Annotated in this window: 14 protein-coding genes; 10 read left to right on the top strand and 4 right to left on the bottom strand. The window is 54.1% G+C overall.

The window, feature by feature from the left end:
* Position 1: 1 nt before the first annotated feature.
* From ACWAU0_RS19495 to cysG, 10 genes are read left to right on the top strand one after another with little or no spacing between them, the layout of a single operon-like run.
* Positions 2 to 823, top strand: coding sequence for a sirohydrochlorin chelatase (locus ACWAU0_RS19495; protein WP_174843456.1), 822 nt, complete (start codon positions 2 to 4; stop codon positions 821 to 823).
* A 6-nt stretch (positions 824 to 829) separates the two neighbouring features.
* A complete protein-coding gene (locus ACWAU0_RS19490; RefSeq protein ID WP_458137628.1) occupies positions 830 to 1,498 on the top strand; it encodes a precorrin-8X methylmutase in 669 nt (222 codons plus the stop codon).
* Between the two features lie 4 nt (positions 1,499 to 1,502).
* Positions 1,503 to 2,606 carry a cobalt-precorrin-5B (C(1))-methyltransferase gene (locus ACWAU0_RS19485; RefSeq protein WP_458137627.1) on the top strand — a complete coding sequence of 368 codons (1,104 nt, stop codon included), beginning with the start codon at positions 1,503 to 1,505 and terminating at the stop codon, positions 2,604 to 2,606.
* A gap of 2 nt (positions 2,607 to 2,608) precedes the next feature.
* The gene (gene cbiE / locus ACWAU0_RS19480) at positions 2,609 to 3,916 is read left to right on the top strand and encodes a precorrin-6y C5,15-methyltransferase (decarboxylating) subunit CbiE (protein ID WP_458137626.1); all 1,308 of its coding nucleotides are present in this window, start codon (positions 2,609 to 2,611) and stop codon (positions 3,914 to 3,916) included.
* Positions 3,906 to 4,682, top strand: a complete 777-nt coding sequence (cobI, locus tag ACWAU0_RS19475; RefSeq protein ID WP_101052992.1) for a precorrin-2 C(20)-methyltransferase — start codon at positions 3,906 to 3,908, stop codon at positions 4,680 to 4,682. Before cbiE ends, cobI begins: the two co-directional genes overlap by 11 nt.
* Complete coding sequence (locus ACWAU0_RS19470; protein ID WP_101052994.1) at positions 4,675 to 5,412, top strand: cobalamin biosynthesis central domain-containing protein; 738 nt, start codon at positions 4,675 to 4,677, stop codon at positions 5,410 to 5,412. Before cobI ends, ACWAU0_RS19470 begins: the two co-directional genes overlap by 8 nt.
* Before the next feature lie 4 nt (positions 5,413 to 5,416).
* Positions 5,417 to 5,809 (top strand): cobalamin biosynthesis protein, encoded by a 393-nt coding sequence (locus ACWAU0_RS19465; protein ID WP_101052996.1) that lies wholly within the window; start codon positions 5,417 to 5,419, stop codon positions 5,807 to 5,809.
* Positions 5,806 to 7,167 (top strand): precorrin-3B C(17)-methyltransferase, encoded by a 1,362-nt coding sequence (gene cobJ, locus ACWAU0_RS19460; protein ID WP_458137625.1) that lies wholly within the window; start codon positions 5,806 to 5,808, stop codon positions 7,165 to 7,167. The genes ACWAU0_RS19465 and cobJ overlap by 4 nt, the downstream gene beginning before the upstream one ends.
* A 13-nt stretch (positions 7,168 to 7,180) precedes the next feature.
* Entirely contained in the window at positions 7,181 to 7,519 is a 339-nt protein-coding gene (locus tag ACWAU0_RS19455) for a (2Fe-2S) ferredoxin domain-containing protein (RefSeq protein WP_231890936.1), read from the top strand.
* A gap of 17 nt (positions 7,520 to 7,536) precedes the next feature.
* Positions 7,537 to 8,925, top strand: a complete 1,389-nt coding sequence (cysG, locus tag ACWAU0_RS19450; RefSeq protein ID WP_458137624.1) for a siroheme synthase CysG — start codon at positions 7,537 to 7,539, stop codon at positions 8,923 to 8,925.
* Positions 8,926 to 9,084: 159 nt separating this feature from the next.
* Here the strand turns inward: cysG and ACWAU0_RS19445 are convergent, their stop codons facing one another.
* The 4 genes from ACWAU0_RS19445 to ACWAU0_RS19430 all read right to left on the bottom strand — a co-directional run bounded on the left by ACWAU0_RS19445 (position 9,085) and on the right by ACWAU0_RS19430 (position 13,792).
* Positions 9,085 to 9,204 (bottom strand): transposase, encoded by a 120-nt coding sequence (locus ACWAU0_RS19445; protein WP_117433616.1) that lies wholly within the window; start codon positions 9,202 to 9,204, stop codon positions 9,085 to 9,087.
* 175 nt (positions 9,205 to 9,379) lie between these two features.
* A complete protein-coding gene (locus ACWAU0_RS19440) occupies positions 9,380 to 9,955 on the bottom strand; it encodes a hypothetical protein (RefSeq protein ID WP_205454230.1) in 576 nt (191 codons plus the stop codon).
* A gap of 286 nt (positions 9,956 to 10,241) precedes the next feature.
* Complete coding sequence (locus tag ACWAU0_RS19435; protein WP_458137623.1) at positions 10,242 to 11,894, bottom strand: ATP-binding protein; 1,653 nt, start codon at positions 11,892 to 11,894, stop codon at positions 10,242 to 10,244.
* Positions 11,895 to 12,028: 134 nt separating this feature from the next.
* A complete protein-coding gene (locus ACWAU0_RS19430) occupies positions 12,029 to 13,792 on the bottom strand; it encodes a DUF4942 domain-containing protein (protein ID WP_101053436.1) in 1,764 nt (587 codons plus the stop codon).
* Positions 13,793 to 13,805: the final 13 nt, after the last annotated feature.

Raw genomic sequence — 13,805 nt, 5'->3', positions numbered from 1 at the left:
CATGACAACCACCGTTCTCTTGGTCGGCCACGGATCGCGCAATCAGGCCGGCAACGATGAAATTCGCGAATTTCAACAACAATGGCAGGCGCAACACCCTGACTGGCGCATCGAGTTGTGCTATATCGAACTCGCCGAGGTGCTGTTGGAAGAAGGATTGAGCCGCGCCGCGCAAGGATCTAGCCGCGTGATAATCGTACCGCTGATCATCAGCGCCGCCGGGCATGTGAAGATGGAGATCCCCGAGCATATCGAGGAAGCCCGCGAAAAATTTCCAACCGTCGAATTCATCTATGCGCCGCATCTAGGCAGTAACGAAACCTTGTTGGCCATACTGCAAAAACAGCTCAATTCAGCGCTTAAATCACTGGCGATGCCGGATCCTAAAACTACCGGCGTGATCATTTTAGGCCGTGGCTCCTCCGACAAAGTCGCCAACGGGGAATTGGCAAAATTAGCGCGTTGGCTGTTTGAAGCTACCGAGCATGAACTCGTCGACATTGCCTTCACCGGTATTACCCATCCGCGTTTGGAAACCGCCGTGCAACGTCAAGTACGACTGGGCATGACGCAGATTGCGATTTTGCCCTATTACCTGTTTACCGGCTTGCTGATCGAGCGCATCGGCAAACAAATCGAACGCTTGCAAAGCCAATATCCGCAGATTGTCTTCGGTGCCGGCACTTATTTTGGTTTTGATCCGGCCATTTTTAAATTGCTTGATCAACGGGTTACCGAAGCCTGGGACCCGCTCGCGCCGAAAATGCTGGAATGCGACGGCTGTCAGTATCGCGAGCAAGCCGAACATCACCACCATCATTGATTAGCCATGAGCCACAACATTCAAACCGAACAACTGACCCAGGCTGGGCAACAAATCGAACACGATTCCTTTGCCATCGTCGACCGCGAAGTCGGCGAGCACCATTATTCCCACGGCCAATGGCAAGTGGTGCGTCGCATGATCCACGCCACTGCGGATTTTGAGTTTAATGGCCTGACCGAGTTTTCCGCGCATGCAGTCGAAGATGGTACTCAAGCCATTTTAAATGGTGCGCCGATCGTTGCCGACGTGGAAATGATTTGCGTCGGCTTATCGCAGCCGCGCCTGGCGCATTTTGGCATCAGCGCCCGCCAGTTCATCGCCGATGCGGATGTCATAGCCGCCGCCAAACAGGTCAACAGCACCCGCGCGGTACAAGCCATGCGTAAAGCGCAGCGCCTGGGTTTAATCGCCGGCGGTATCGTCTCAGTTGGCAACGCACCGACCGCGCTGTTGGAAGTGTTGCGGATGATCAAAGAAGAAGGCATCAAGCCGGCACTGATCATCGGGATGCCAGTCGGTTTTGTCTCTGCAACGGAATCAAAAGATTTACTCGCCGAATTAGCCGATGCGCCATGGATCATCACCCGTGGCCGTAAAGGCGGCTCGACCTTGGTCGTCGCGGCGATTCATGCCTTGTTGAGCTTGGCGGAAACCCGGCAGAAAAACGGCTGATAGCATGGCAATGCCGGAACGCAAACCCAAAGGTACCCGGAAGGGTTACACCACCGGCGCCTGTTCGGCGGCAGCGGCACGGGCGGCAGTGCAGGGTTTGCTGAATGGGCACGTGCCGGACACTATCGACTGCGTGCTGCCCAATGGGCAAGACGTGGCATTCAAAGTCGAAGAAAGCTTCGTACAGAACGACCGAGCACATGCTGTCATCGAAAAAGACGCCGGCGACGATCCGGACTGCACCCATCGCGCTCGGCTGACGGCGGATGTGATGTGGATAGAACAACCGGACACTATCGTATTGCAAGGCGGCGCGGGCATAGGCCTGATCACTCGGCCCGGTTTGGGGCTGGCGGTCGGCGGTCCGGCCATCAACCCGGTTCCGCGCAAAAATATCGAGGATAACATCCGTCTGATCGCCGCCGAAGCGCTAAAAACCCGAGGCCTACAGGTAACGATCTCGGTGCCGGGCGGCGAAGAGATGGCGAAAAAAACCCTGAATTATCGTTTGGGCATTATCGGCGGTATTTCGATTCTAGGTACGACCGGAATCGTGCATCCGTATTCCACGGCGGCGTTTCGGGCTAGCGTGGTGCAAGGCGTGGAAGTGGCGGCCAATCAGGGGCAGGCTAGCGTGGTGCTGACCACCGGCGGCCGCACCGAGAAATTCGTGATGCGCGAATTGCCCGACCTGGATGAAAGCTGTTTCGTGCAAATGGGTGACTTTCTGACACCGGCACTGGACACCGCCGCTCGTTGCGGCATTCAACACATCATCATTGGCGGTATGGTCGGCAAGCTGACCAAAATGGCTCAGGGTGAAACCATTACGCATGCCGGTCGCGCCCCAGTCGATGTGGAACTGGTGGCCGACATTGCCCGCAGCATCGGAGCGCCGGACGATGTATGCGACGCCATCGCCGCCCAGGAAACCGCTCGTTACGCCTCCGAATGCATGGCCGAGCTGGGATTGGAATACGAATTTCATGTCGAACTGGCTAACCGAGTCATCGCCACCTTGGAAAACCGGTATCCCGGCGGTTTTCACATCAGTGTTCTGGTGTGCGATTTCGATGGCAACAAACTGGCCGAAGCCGGCAGGAATTGATCATGCAAGCGATGTGCAGTTTTATCGGCGTACTAGACAACGGCGTCGCCAGCCTGAGCCAGGAGGCCTTGCAGGCATTGCGCGAAGCAAAGCATGTCATCGCCGGCAGCCGTCTGCTGGCAACGCTGGCTAAAGACATTACTCAGGCCAGACACTACGACTTAACCGGGCAACTCAAACAAGTGCCGGACTGGATCAATGTCGCGTTGGCGCAAAATGAAGCAGTAGCTGTACTAGCGACTGGTGATCCCTTGTGCCACGGCATCGCCGGTTTCCTGGCCGGCAAGCTGGAGTCCAGAAGGGTACGCATCTTGCCCAATCTAAGTACGATACAACTAACCTTTGCCGAGTTGAAATTGTCTTGGCAAACCGCCGCTATCGTTTCGATCCACAGCAAGGATGCCGGTGAATGGCTGGGCGGGGCCACGCCGGAGCATGGCTTGTACGAATTAGCTCAGCGCTGCCGCCAACACGATTTGCTGGCGATATTGACCAGCCCGGACAACGCCCCAGCACGTATCGCCCGCTTATTGCAAATCGAAGGCTTGGCTGATGCGTTCGAAATGGCGATTGCTGAAGCTCTAAAGCAGCCGCAACAGCGAGTCAACGCCTGGCTGAGTATCGCGGAGGTCGCTCAAAGCCGTTATCTCGATCCCAACGTCGTCATTCTAAAACGCAAAACGGCTTTGTCCGCACCGGTATTGTTTGGCGTCAGCGACGACAGCTTTCAGCAGCGCAAGCCGGAAAAAGGCCTGATCACTAAACGCGAAGTGCGTGCGGTATCGTTGGCGAGGATGCAATTGGCGCGTCGAAGTATTGTCTGGGACATCGGCGCCGGCTCCGGATCGGTGGGTTTGGAGGCGGCGCGGCTGTGTTCGGAGGGTCATGTCTTTGCCATCGAAAAAAACGCCGATGACATGGCTAATGTCGAACAGAATCAGGCTGCCTGGGGTATCAGCAATTACAGCTTAGTGCATGGCAAGGCGCCGCAATTTCTCGACACCTGGCCCGATCCGGATGCAGTATTCATCGGCGGTTCCGGTGGCGAATTGGCGGAATTGATAGCCTTGTGTTTAGGGCGTTTGCGCCCGGCGGGTTGGCTGGTGATGAACTTCGTCACGCTGGAAAACCTGTCCACCGCCGTCGATACCCTGAAACAACTCGGCGCAGACTGGGACGTCTGTCAGATTCAAGCCTCGCGTAGTAGCCCGATTCTCAATATGCATCGCATGCAGGCCGAAAATCCAGTGTGGATCGTATCTGCCACCCATTCTTTACAGCCCATATTATTCGGTCACGATGAACACTAAACTCGGCACCCTCTACGGCGTTTCCCTTGGTCCCGGCGATCCTGGCCTGATGACCCGGCACGCCTGGGATTTACTGACCGGTCCGGGCCATTGGACTTATCCGGTGCGCAAAAAAAACAGCGATAGTTATGCCTTGGACATAGCCTTGCGCGCCGGCCTGAAACTGCCTGTCGAACATAGCGAACTGCATTTTCCGATGACTCACGATGCCGAGATTCTGGCCCGTTACTGGCTGGCAGCAGCACAAACCGTGTTAGCACTATTACAACGCGGCGAGGATGTGTTGTTTCTGGTGGAGGGCGACGCCTCGACCTATTCCACTTTCGGCCATTTGCAACGCAGCGTGCGTGCTTTGCAAGCCGATGTCACCGTGGAAGTCGTGCCGGGGGTGTCGTCGTTTCATGCCGCTGCGGCGCGTAGTGGCGAACCGCTGGCTGATGTTGATGACACTATCGCCATCATCCCCGCCGGATACGGCATTGATCAGATTGAACGCCTGCTCGAGGATTTCGACACCTTGGTGCTGCTTAAGGTCAAACCTTTGCTGGACGATGTAATCGATTTGCTGCGCCGCCGTGATTTGCTCGGTCAAGGCTGGTTTATCGAAAAAGCCGGGGCGCCGGAAGAACGCATGGTGCACGACATCGCCAGCCTCGAGGGGCAAAAGGTCAATTATCTGTCGTTACTTATCATCAAAAACCCAGGCCGTCAGCGCAGCGAAATGCAGCGCGGTTGCCGCAAGAAAAAGGACTCAATCGATGAATGAAGTGCGTGTCGCCCTGGTGGCGATTACCAAACACGGCGCCGGGATTGCCACTCGCCTGGCACCACAACTCCCCGAAGCGGAGGTGGTGGTATCGGAGAAGCAATCCGAACATTTGGGTGATTTTGCCAATCCGCGTTGCGTGTATCAGGGGGCGTTGAGCGCGCAACTCGGCAAGTTGTTCGCATCCTACGACCAAATTATTTTTCTGGTGTCGCTCGGTGCGGTGGTACGGCTGATTGCGCCGCATCTTAAATCCAAGGATGTGGATCCCGGTGTGCTGGTGATCGACGATGCCGCCGAATTCGTGATCCCGGTGCTATCCGGCCATGTCGGCGGTGCCAATGCTTATGCCGAAAAGGTCGCCGCGTTGCTAAATGCCACGCCGGTACTGACCACCGCATCGGACGTGGGCAAAACCATTCCGGTGGATATCTTGGGCCGTGAACTGGGCTGGCAAGTGGAAGCCCCTAAGGTCAACATCACGCGTGTGTCGGCGGACGTGGTCAATCAACTGCCGATTGCCTTCGTGCAGGAAGCCGGCAGCTCAAATTGGTGGACGCGGCCATCGCCGTTACCGGCCAATATTCATCTGTTCCAGCGTTTCGAGGACGTTGATACCGAACAATACCGGTCGGTTTTATGGGTTACACACCGGGCCATCGATCCGGCCGTTTGGCAACAACTGGCTGAGCGATTGGTGGTGTATAGGCCGCCCACGGATCAAGCGTAAGTGTATGAAAGTCATGATTGGCATGGGTTGCGACCGCAATGCCAGCCTGGATACCTTGCGGCAAGCCTTGGCCCAGGCCTTGTGGCGTTGCGGGCTCGATGCATCTACGGTAGCCGGCTTGGCCAGCATCGACAAAAAAAATGATGAAGCAGCCTTGTTACAACTAGCCCAGATATACGATTGGCCGCTGTATTTTTATCCGGCTGAGGCTCTGGCCACCATCCCGGTACCGAATCCATCCGAGGTGGTCATGAAATACATGGGTACTCCGGCTGTGGCGGAAGCGGCCGCTTTGAGAGCGGCCAATGCCGAATTGTCGGATTTACTGGTAGAGAAACATAAATATTGCGGCACGGACGGCAAGAACGCCACCGTTTCGATAGCGAGAATCAAATGAAAAAAGCAGGCAAAATTTTACTGGTGGGTATCGGCCCCGGCGCGCATGAGCACATGACTGCCCGCGCTCGCCAAGCGATTGCGGAAGCGGACGTGGTGATTGGTTACAGCACCTACATCAAACTGGTGCAAGACTTGCTCGATGGCAAGGAAGTCATCAAAAAAGGTATGACCGAAGAACTCGATCGCAGTATCGAAGCGTATGAACATGCCAAGCAGGGCAAGATCGTCGCTATGGTGTCGTCCGGCGACATCGGCGTTTACGGCATGGCCGGACCCACTTATGAACTGCTGCTGGACAGTGGTTGGACGCCGGATGATCCGATTCAGGTGGAAGTGGTGCCCGGTAGTACCGCGTTGTCGAGTTGCGCATCCCTGGTCGGGGCGCCGCTGACCCATGATTTTTGTTCGATCTCGCTGTCCGACTTGTTGACGCCCTGGCCGGTGATCGCCCGCCGCCTGGAAAGCGCTGCGCGCGGGGATTTCGTGGTGGCTTTGTATAACCCGAAAAGCGGTCGCCGCACGCAGCATATCGTCGAAGCGCAAACTATATTGCTGCGTCATCGTAGCCCGGACACGCCGGTTGCCATCGTTAAATCCGGTTATCGTGCTCGGCAACACATCCAGCTTGTTCGCTTGGTGGAGATGGCCGATTGCGACATCGGCATGTTGACCACGGTCTTGGTCGGCAACAGCAGCACCTTCGTCCGTGCAGGGTTGATGGTGACGCCGCGCGGCTATGCCAATAAATATGACGCCATGACCGGCGTAACCCGAGCAGGCGAACAGGCGGGTCGTTCGCTGAGCATGGGCCTGGAGGGCTGGAAAGCTTGTGTGCGGCAATATTTGCGCGACACGCCCAAGGTGACATTGCAACAGGCGGCAGCATACTTCGCGCAACCGCTGGCGGACATTCTCGATGCCGTCAGCCAGTCCACGCCGGGCGATCAAGCCGGCATGTTCTGCGCGCAACGTGCAACCCCAGACAGTCATGAACGTTTACTTGTGTCATTCCAGGGTTGGGGCAAACTACGCGCCGTGGTGCGCAGCGAAGCGGGCGCCGTAGCGGAATTGCTGATCAACGCTGCCGATTTGCAAAGCAAAAACGGCTGGATGAGTATCGTCAACGACGCTTTTCATTTTCACATCGACTGGCGCAAGGCCCAGCAGATCTGGTTTGTGAGCCGACAGAATCAAGCCTATGGCATTCAGGTACTCGATCAACACGGCGACGCCTTATTCAACTTATGGTTAGTCGCTGACGAAGCAGGCTTCGACAGCACAGCCCTACAACATTACCGCGATGACCGAGCGCAATTTAGCGCCCCAACTGTTCTGGAACCTACCCACCATGACTGATAACACGACACCTATGCCAGAAAAACCCAAAATGGGTGACTACAAACGCCACTTGCTGGTGTGTACCGGCCCCCGCTGCACCGAAAATGGCGAAGCGCAGGCCTTATTCGAAACCCTGGGGGAGAAATTTAAAGCGGCCGGCATTGATAAAGGCGAACTCAGGGTTAAGCGCACCCGCACCCACTGTTTCGCCACCTGCAAATCCGGCCCCATTCTATGCGTGCAACCCGATGGTATCTGGTATTACAACGTCAATGAAACCAATTTACAGCGCATCATTGATGAGCATTTGGTGGGCGGTCGACCTGTCGAAGAGCTGATTTATCATCAAAGTACTTGCTCGGTTCCATAGCAGTAAAACAAAGCGTTATGGATTATTTTCCTCTTTTCTTAAAAGTTAAAGACCAAACTTGTTTGGTGGTAGGCGCTGGCGAAATTGCGGCGCGAAAAATTGAATTACTGCTCCGGGCTGGAGCCAACATCGTCGTTGTTGCTATGGAAATTGGTGGCGCGGTAGCCGCTATGCAACAGTCAAATCAAATCGTTATCCGTCAAAAAGCATTTACGCATGAGGATATCGACGGTATGGGGCTCGTGGTTTCCGCTACCAATTGCCGCTCCACAAATATAGAGGTCTCCAAGTTGGCGAATCAGCGGAAAATCCCTGTTAACGTGGTTGATGATCCGGCGTTATGTTCCTTTATATTCCCGGCCATTATTGATCGTTCGCCCCTACTTATCGCCATATCCTCAAGTGGTGTATCTCCCGTATTAACGCGACTTTTACGCGCCAGGGTGGAAAGTGCCATTCCGGCATCGTTTGGCCTGTTGGTGCAATTGGCTGAAAAATTCAAATTATTGGTCAAACAACGCATTGTACAACCGAGTCTGCGTAGAGTTTTCTGGGAAAAGATTTTACAAGGGCCAGTGGCTGAATTAGTTTTTGTAGGCAAGCAGAGCGAAGCGGAAGAATTGCTGCGATCGCAACTGCAGCAGGCTGACCCTACAGCAAATCAGGGTGAAGTGTATTTAATAGGCGCCGGTCCTGGCGACCCCGATTTATTAACGTTTAAAGCCTTGCGTCTGCTGCAGCAGGCAGACGTTATTGTTTATGACAGGCTGGTTTCTATCGAAGTGCTCGATATGGCCCGACGAGACGCCGAGAAAATCTATGTCGGCAAACAGAGGGATAACCGTAGCCTACCGCAGGAGTCGATTAATCAACTGTTAATTGATTTAGCCCTGGCCGGCAAACGTGTCGCCCGATTAAAGGGGGGCGATCCTTTTATCTTTGGTCGTGGGGGTGAAGAAATCGAGTCCTTTATCCAACTCGGGATCCGCTTTCAGGTTGTGCCTGGCATTACTGCAGCGGCAGGCTGTGCCGCTTATGCGGGCATTCCGCTGACCCATCGCGATCATGCTCAATCCTGCACATTTGTCACCGGCCACTTAAAAGACGGCAGTATCAATCTCGACTGGCAGCAATTATCTCGTCCCCATCAAACCATTGTGATTTATATGGGACTGGCTGGATTGGCAATCATCTGCCGATCGCTGATCCAGTACGGTTGTCCGGCCAATCACCCCATTGCCGTCATTCAGGAAGGTACAACCCGAAACCAGCGGGTTTTAACCGGAACACTAGCGGATATGCCAAGTCGTATGGAACAGTCCGAGATCAAGCCGCCGTCACTGATTATTGTCGGTGCGGTAGTTACACTTCATCAACAATTGGACTGGTTTCAGCGTTCGGACTAAATCACAAGTGGAGGTTAGCATTGCCCGAAACTGAGGCTTTTTGGTAAACGGTCTCATTAGGAACAATATGAGATTCTTAAAAACGAGCCAATCAACAGACGATAGCGGGTTTATGTTCAAGAACTGACGAAAATCAACCTCGGAGGCGGTGGAGCGGATTTACATCCAGGTTTCCAGGGCGGTTCGCGATTGTTGCCAGAGATTGGAAATCCCCCACGAGCGTTTCAGATTGTGGAACAAGGGTTCTATCCACCAGCGACGGGCGTAAAACTCGACCATCGCTTCGACCTGACAGTTCGGTTTCAGTCACCAACAACAGGCGCGGCTTTGCCCAGGATAGTTTTTTGTCGTCGTAAAACTCGCACCAGCCGGCCCGCACAGGTGCTCCTTTCAGGAAGCGGGCCAAGGCTAGCGCCGAACGTATTCGCGTTTGCCCTAGATGGTCAGCGACAACTCAATCGCCGGCAAGGTGGTGATCGCCTCCGCCGTCAGGCGTTGGCCATACTTCCGCGGTCGGCCACGACCAGACTTGCCGGACATGTCGGGCGGCAAAAACAAGGCGGATCGATGCGGGCTTGGGTAATGGCCTGGATGCCACGGCTGAGCAACGGCAAAACCAAACGGCCGCGCATGAACCATGAGTCGCATAACAACCGTGTCGGCACCGTCTGTGTTGTTGCCAAGACTCGCGCAAGGCTAATGCGAGGGGCAGCTTGTTACGATTGCCGGTGTCTGACACCAAACGCGAAAAAATCTGCAGCACCAACTTAGCCTTGTTGTGACCCAAGACGCTGACGCTAAGCGTCGCCCAACATTGTGCCTGCACGAAATCAGGGCGACTGGTTTTGTGCTCATGATCGTGGCGCATCGCCAGTGTATCGTCGATCACCAAGTTCAGGGTTTGCACCGGCAACACTAGGCAGGCGCGCAGCAATCTGATGAAGGTCGCCCGCGAACGCGGCGGCACGGCGGGAAGCAAGGCGGAAATCCATTGGGACAGAAAATGGCTACTACGCAGAGAAAAGGACATGAAGTGAACCCGGAGCAAATAAATGCTCCATGGGCCGCCACTCGACAATCTATCAATGGGTTGTCGAGTGGCGGCCGCGCGGGTTAGGTATTATATTAACTACTTTTTTACGCAACGTGAAAAAGCCATGCACAAAAAAGCCGCCGACCCTAACGGATCTGGCGGCTGAATGTCTAAAGTTGATTTTTCACTATCCATGAATGGAGCTTTAATTTGATTTCATTTGCGGTGATTAAGGAGAGCGCATTATTCGGCTGGATAATGCGCTAATATAAAAGTGACTTAGCTACCTATCAGCTGCAGGTGTTTGTGCTTGAACGGATTGAGCCGCTGGATACGCCATTACCGAAGCCAGTTTACCTTGCTGATCCAACTCCACCACGAAGGCTTTGCCGTACAACGCCGGACAGCCGCAAAAGTTTGGCAATAGTTGCTGCATGGCATTGGCTGGATCGCTGGCGGTATTGGCCACCACAAAGGCGATGAAGGCATCCGAATCACTTTCAAAGGTCGATTCCTGAAATTCATCGTATTCGCTTCTGAAACTGGCCATTTGTTGCAAAACCTGAGCCGAGCAATCGCCCTTGGGCACAATGATGTCATCAGCGTTTTCCTGACCTTGATAGCAAGCCTCATCCCTGATTTCAACAACATCCTGCCCAAGCCGGATACGGTAAGCATCGCAAAAACGTACGCTAACCCAACACCAAGCACCTTGGAATTGAGCTTGGTGCGTTTCATTGACCGTTTCAATCGCTAGCTCTTCGTCGTTAAGATGCCGAACCAGTGAATGAAGCCAATGCCCGTTATCCAGGTTGCCGTGGTACAGCAAATAATCACGGTTCCAGGCAAACAAATATCGCGCAGCGCCGTCCTGTTTGATGTCATCGTCAATCGAGACGATGCCGCGGGCCATTATGTCTGCACGGGGCATGGCTTTTTCCGGCCGCTGCTCGAAGTTATCAAAAACTTCGGTATCGCAAACCGGATAAGCGATGATTTCGCGTAAGGCCTCGGGCGGTACTACGGGCACATCGTTGAGTAACCGCAGAAGCTCCCAATGCCGCAGCATGTCATAAAATCCGACAAATTCTTCGGCAGACAGCGTGGCTTTCATCTGGATAAAGCGCTGTTCGATGGTTTGCGCCAGCACGGCTTTAACCCGCTTGACCACATCAGCCTCGTCGACCAGCTTGTCACGATCCGGCAAGCGGGCGTGAAAACGGGCAGAATCCAGATGAATGATATGGCGGTGCGATGTATAGTTGTGCGAGGAATATAAAGGTAAACCCTGCAGGTAGACATCGAACTCATATTGCGCCCCATTGGGTTGCTCCATGCCATGCAGATAAATCGCGCCAATCTCAGTGTCAACAAAAGTCAATCCGCTATCCAGTGCGCAGGCACGTTCCAGCAATTGATCGTTAAACAGCACGGGAATAGGAAAACCGCGCACCAAGCGTTTCAGCGTGGTGGCAATTTGCCCCATCTCCAACGCCACATCCTGCAATGTAATACGGGTAATACCGTTCCAGTCTTGGACGGGTGTGATCGTCACCGGCTTAAATGCCAGAATGTGGTCAGTTTCGACATCGATCGAACCGCTTTTGCTGGTGACGCTGATGTGTCGACAGGCAAACAGTGCCGATAAAAAGCCGATTCCGAACGGATGCTCATGGGCAACCACATCCGCATTCCAGCCGGATTCGGCTACTGTTAGTAGTGTTGCCATCGAGTCGATGCCGCAGCCATCATCCAAAACCTGTAGCGTTTTGGTTTCAGGACAAAATTTAATCACCACCATGGCCGCATTGGCCCGGCGAGCATTTTGGATCAGCTCGCCCAGGACCGTGGTTTTGTTGGTGAAACTGAAGCGTAGACTTTTGACCAAATTGGCTTGGTTGACTTTCATCGCGACTTCGTTGTTTTGTGTGTTCATGTGTTATCTCCGGGTATAAAAATGCCCCAAGGACATGACATAGTCCAACCCCGACGGGGAGAACGGATCATCTCCCCGAGGCGGGTAGTACTGGCTAGGCCAGTGGTTAAGTTAAAGACCTGTATAACACCGGATTACGATGCCAAAGCCAGATCAATAGCCGATGGTACAGACCCCGCCCATTCCAGCAAGCTGGATTGGGCGTTTTCCAATACCGCATCGGGATCGATACCCCGACTGACAAGTACCGTGCTCATTGCTTGTGTCAACAGGCCATGGCCTCTTTCCCGTTCCGACTCCCCGCCGTGCTTGATAGCCCAAAAGGGATCGAATCGGATAGCTCGACCATTGCGTTTGCACTGCTTGTTCACTTCGGTGTGAAACGCCTTATCGAACGCTTCCGCTTGTTCGAACTGATGCCAGAAACCTTTTCCAGCTTGGATGTCCACCGGCGGCAACCAGCGGCGCTGGCGGCCGACCCAACGGTTCATCCGATCGATCAGGGTTTTACTTTTCGGAAAAAAGTGAATGGTGCCAACGCCGGGATAATAGCGAACGTCAAAATAACTACCGCCAATCCGCTTGCCGACCCGAAGTGCGTGAAAATGCTGCCGAAACACCGATACCAAACTTACTTCCGCTTCGGTCTTGCCGTCGAGCAAGGCAAATACCTTGTCGAAGTCGGCCAGCAGCCGTTCCGATTCCCAGTTCAAACCATTCTGGTAAGAACTCGAGCCGTGACCCGGCAGAATGAAGCGCGTGGTTTTGATCCGCATACCCAGCGTGCGATGTTTATCATTGGATTTCCAGCCCATGTAAAACACCGCGTTATCGCTGTAATAGCGGGTGATCAAATCGAATACATCGCATACCATGCTCAGTTGAATTTCACCTTGCTGATCGATGATGCCTTGCAAAAAGCCGTAGATATTCGGTACGGTAAATTCCAAAGACTTGACCGTTTCGAAATCCGATTCCAAGCGTTTTTGCGCCGCCGACGACAAGCGCGACGTGACCTGTGTCGAGCGTAAAATGCTGACCCAGGCCCGATTCTTCAAATCGTGATAGCGTTTAAACAGCGTCCGCTTCACCGCATCCGAAGACGACTCGTCTTCACTACTGATACCGCCACCGCTTAGTTCGCCGAGGGTTTTGCCCAGCATGGTCCGATAACGACTGGCACGGGCTTCACTGACCACGGCCTGTCGCGCTGCTTCGACCGCGGCATTGAACATCAGTACCGCATTGTCGATGAAGGCGTTTGGTAAGGCCAACTCGTTGGGCATTTGAAACTCACCGGCTAAATCGTCGGCCTCCCGCCTATCCTGGCGCAAATCATCCAGAATACAGCCGAGGATGTCCTGCTCAAACGTTGAGGTTTTCCTCAACCAGACCAAGGCCACCTCGACCGGCGTTTTGCGTTCGGCATCCTCGCCGGCGAACATTTCTGGCAGAAACTCGACTTCGCCGTGCTGCTCGATCAAACGCAATAACAGCTGGCGTTCCTTCGAAAACGGATTGCGCACGGTTTCGGCGTTGAGGATGGCGACGATTTCACCGTCAAACAAAATCTCCCAAGCCTTCAACACGTGTTTGGCCCCGTCGGCAAACGGCGGATTCATGATGATGTGCGAATAGACACTGCCGCTTTGAAACTGCAGAAAATCCATCCCCACCACGGCAAAGCCTTCATCGCGCAGAACCGCGTGCTTGCGGATATCGATTTCAATGCAATCGATCGGCAAACGTTTCCCGTATTGGTACGGTACTGAACGAAGCAAATGGCCTTCGCCTGCTGAAGGCTCCAATACCCGAGTGAATTGTTGGTTCTTGAACGTCGCCCAGGCTTTACGGCTCAGTGCTTCTGGCGTGGGGTAATATTGATAGGGGTCTGTCATGATCTTCTCCAAA

This window comes from Methylomonas sp. Uni0009 (genome assembly GCF_054188105.3).
The sequence above is the reverse complement of the archived record's forward strand: the minus strand, read 5'-3'. Positions and strand labels throughout refer to the sequence as shown.

What these genes read in the sequence shown, in the direction of transcription:
- ACWAU0_RS19495 (WP_174843456.1), top strand. Translation starts at nt 2, where the DNA reads ATGACAACCACCGTTCTCTTGGTCGGCCACGGATCGCGCAATCAGGCC.
- ACWAU0_RS19490 (WP_458137628.1), top strand. Translation starts at nt 830, where the DNA reads ATGAGCCACAACATTCAAACCGAACAACTGACCCAGGCTGGGCAACAA.
- ACWAU0_RS19485 (WP_458137627.1), top strand. Translation starts at nt 1,503, where the DNA reads ATGGCAATGCCGGAACGCAAACCCAAAGGTACCCGGAAGGGTTACACC.
- cbiE (WP_458137626.1), top strand. Translation starts at nt 2,609, where the DNA reads ATGCAAGCGATGTGCAGTTTTATCGGCGTACTAGACAACGGCGTCGCC.
- cobI (WP_101052992.1), top strand. Translation starts at nt 3,906, where the DNA reads ATGAACACTAAACTCGGCACCCTCTACGGCGTTTCCCTTGGTCCCGGC.
- ACWAU0_RS19470 (WP_101052994.1), top strand. Translation starts at nt 4,675, where the DNA reads ATGAATGAAGTGCGTGTCGCCCTGGTGGCGATTACCAAACACGGCGCC.
- ACWAU0_RS19465 (WP_101052996.1), top strand. Translation starts at nt 5,417, where the DNA reads ATGAAAGTCATGATTGGCATGGGTTGCGACCGCAATGCCAGCCTGGAT.
- cobJ (WP_458137625.1), top strand. Translation starts at nt 5,806, where the DNA reads ATGAAAAAAGCAGGCAAAATTTTACTGGTGGGTATCGGCCCCGGCGCG.
- ACWAU0_RS19455 (WP_231890936.1), top strand. Translation starts at nt 7,181, where the DNA reads ATGCCAGAAAAACCCAAAATGGGTGACTACAAACGCCACTTGCTGGTG.
- cysG (WP_458137624.1), top strand. Translation starts at nt 7,537, where the DNA reads ATGGATTATTTTCCTCTTTTCTTAAAAGTTAAAGACCAAACTTGTTTG.
- ACWAU0_RS19445 (WP_117433616.1), bottom strand. Translation starts at nt 9,204, where the DNA reads ATGGTCGAGTTTTACGCCCGTCGCTGGTGGATAGAACCCTTGTTCCAC.
- ACWAU0_RS19440 (WP_205454230.1), bottom strand. Translation starts at nt 9,955, where the DNA reads ATGTCCTTTTCTCTGCGTAGTAGCCATTTTCTGTCCCAATGGATTTCC.
- ACWAU0_RS19435 (WP_458137623.1), bottom strand. Translation starts at nt 11,894, where the DNA reads ATGAACACACAAAACAACGAAGTCGCGATGAAAGTCAACCAAGCCAAT.
- ACWAU0_RS19430 (WP_101053436.1), bottom strand. Translation starts at nt 13,792, where the DNA reads ATGACAGACCCCTATCAATATTACCCCACGCCAGAAGCACTGAGCCGT.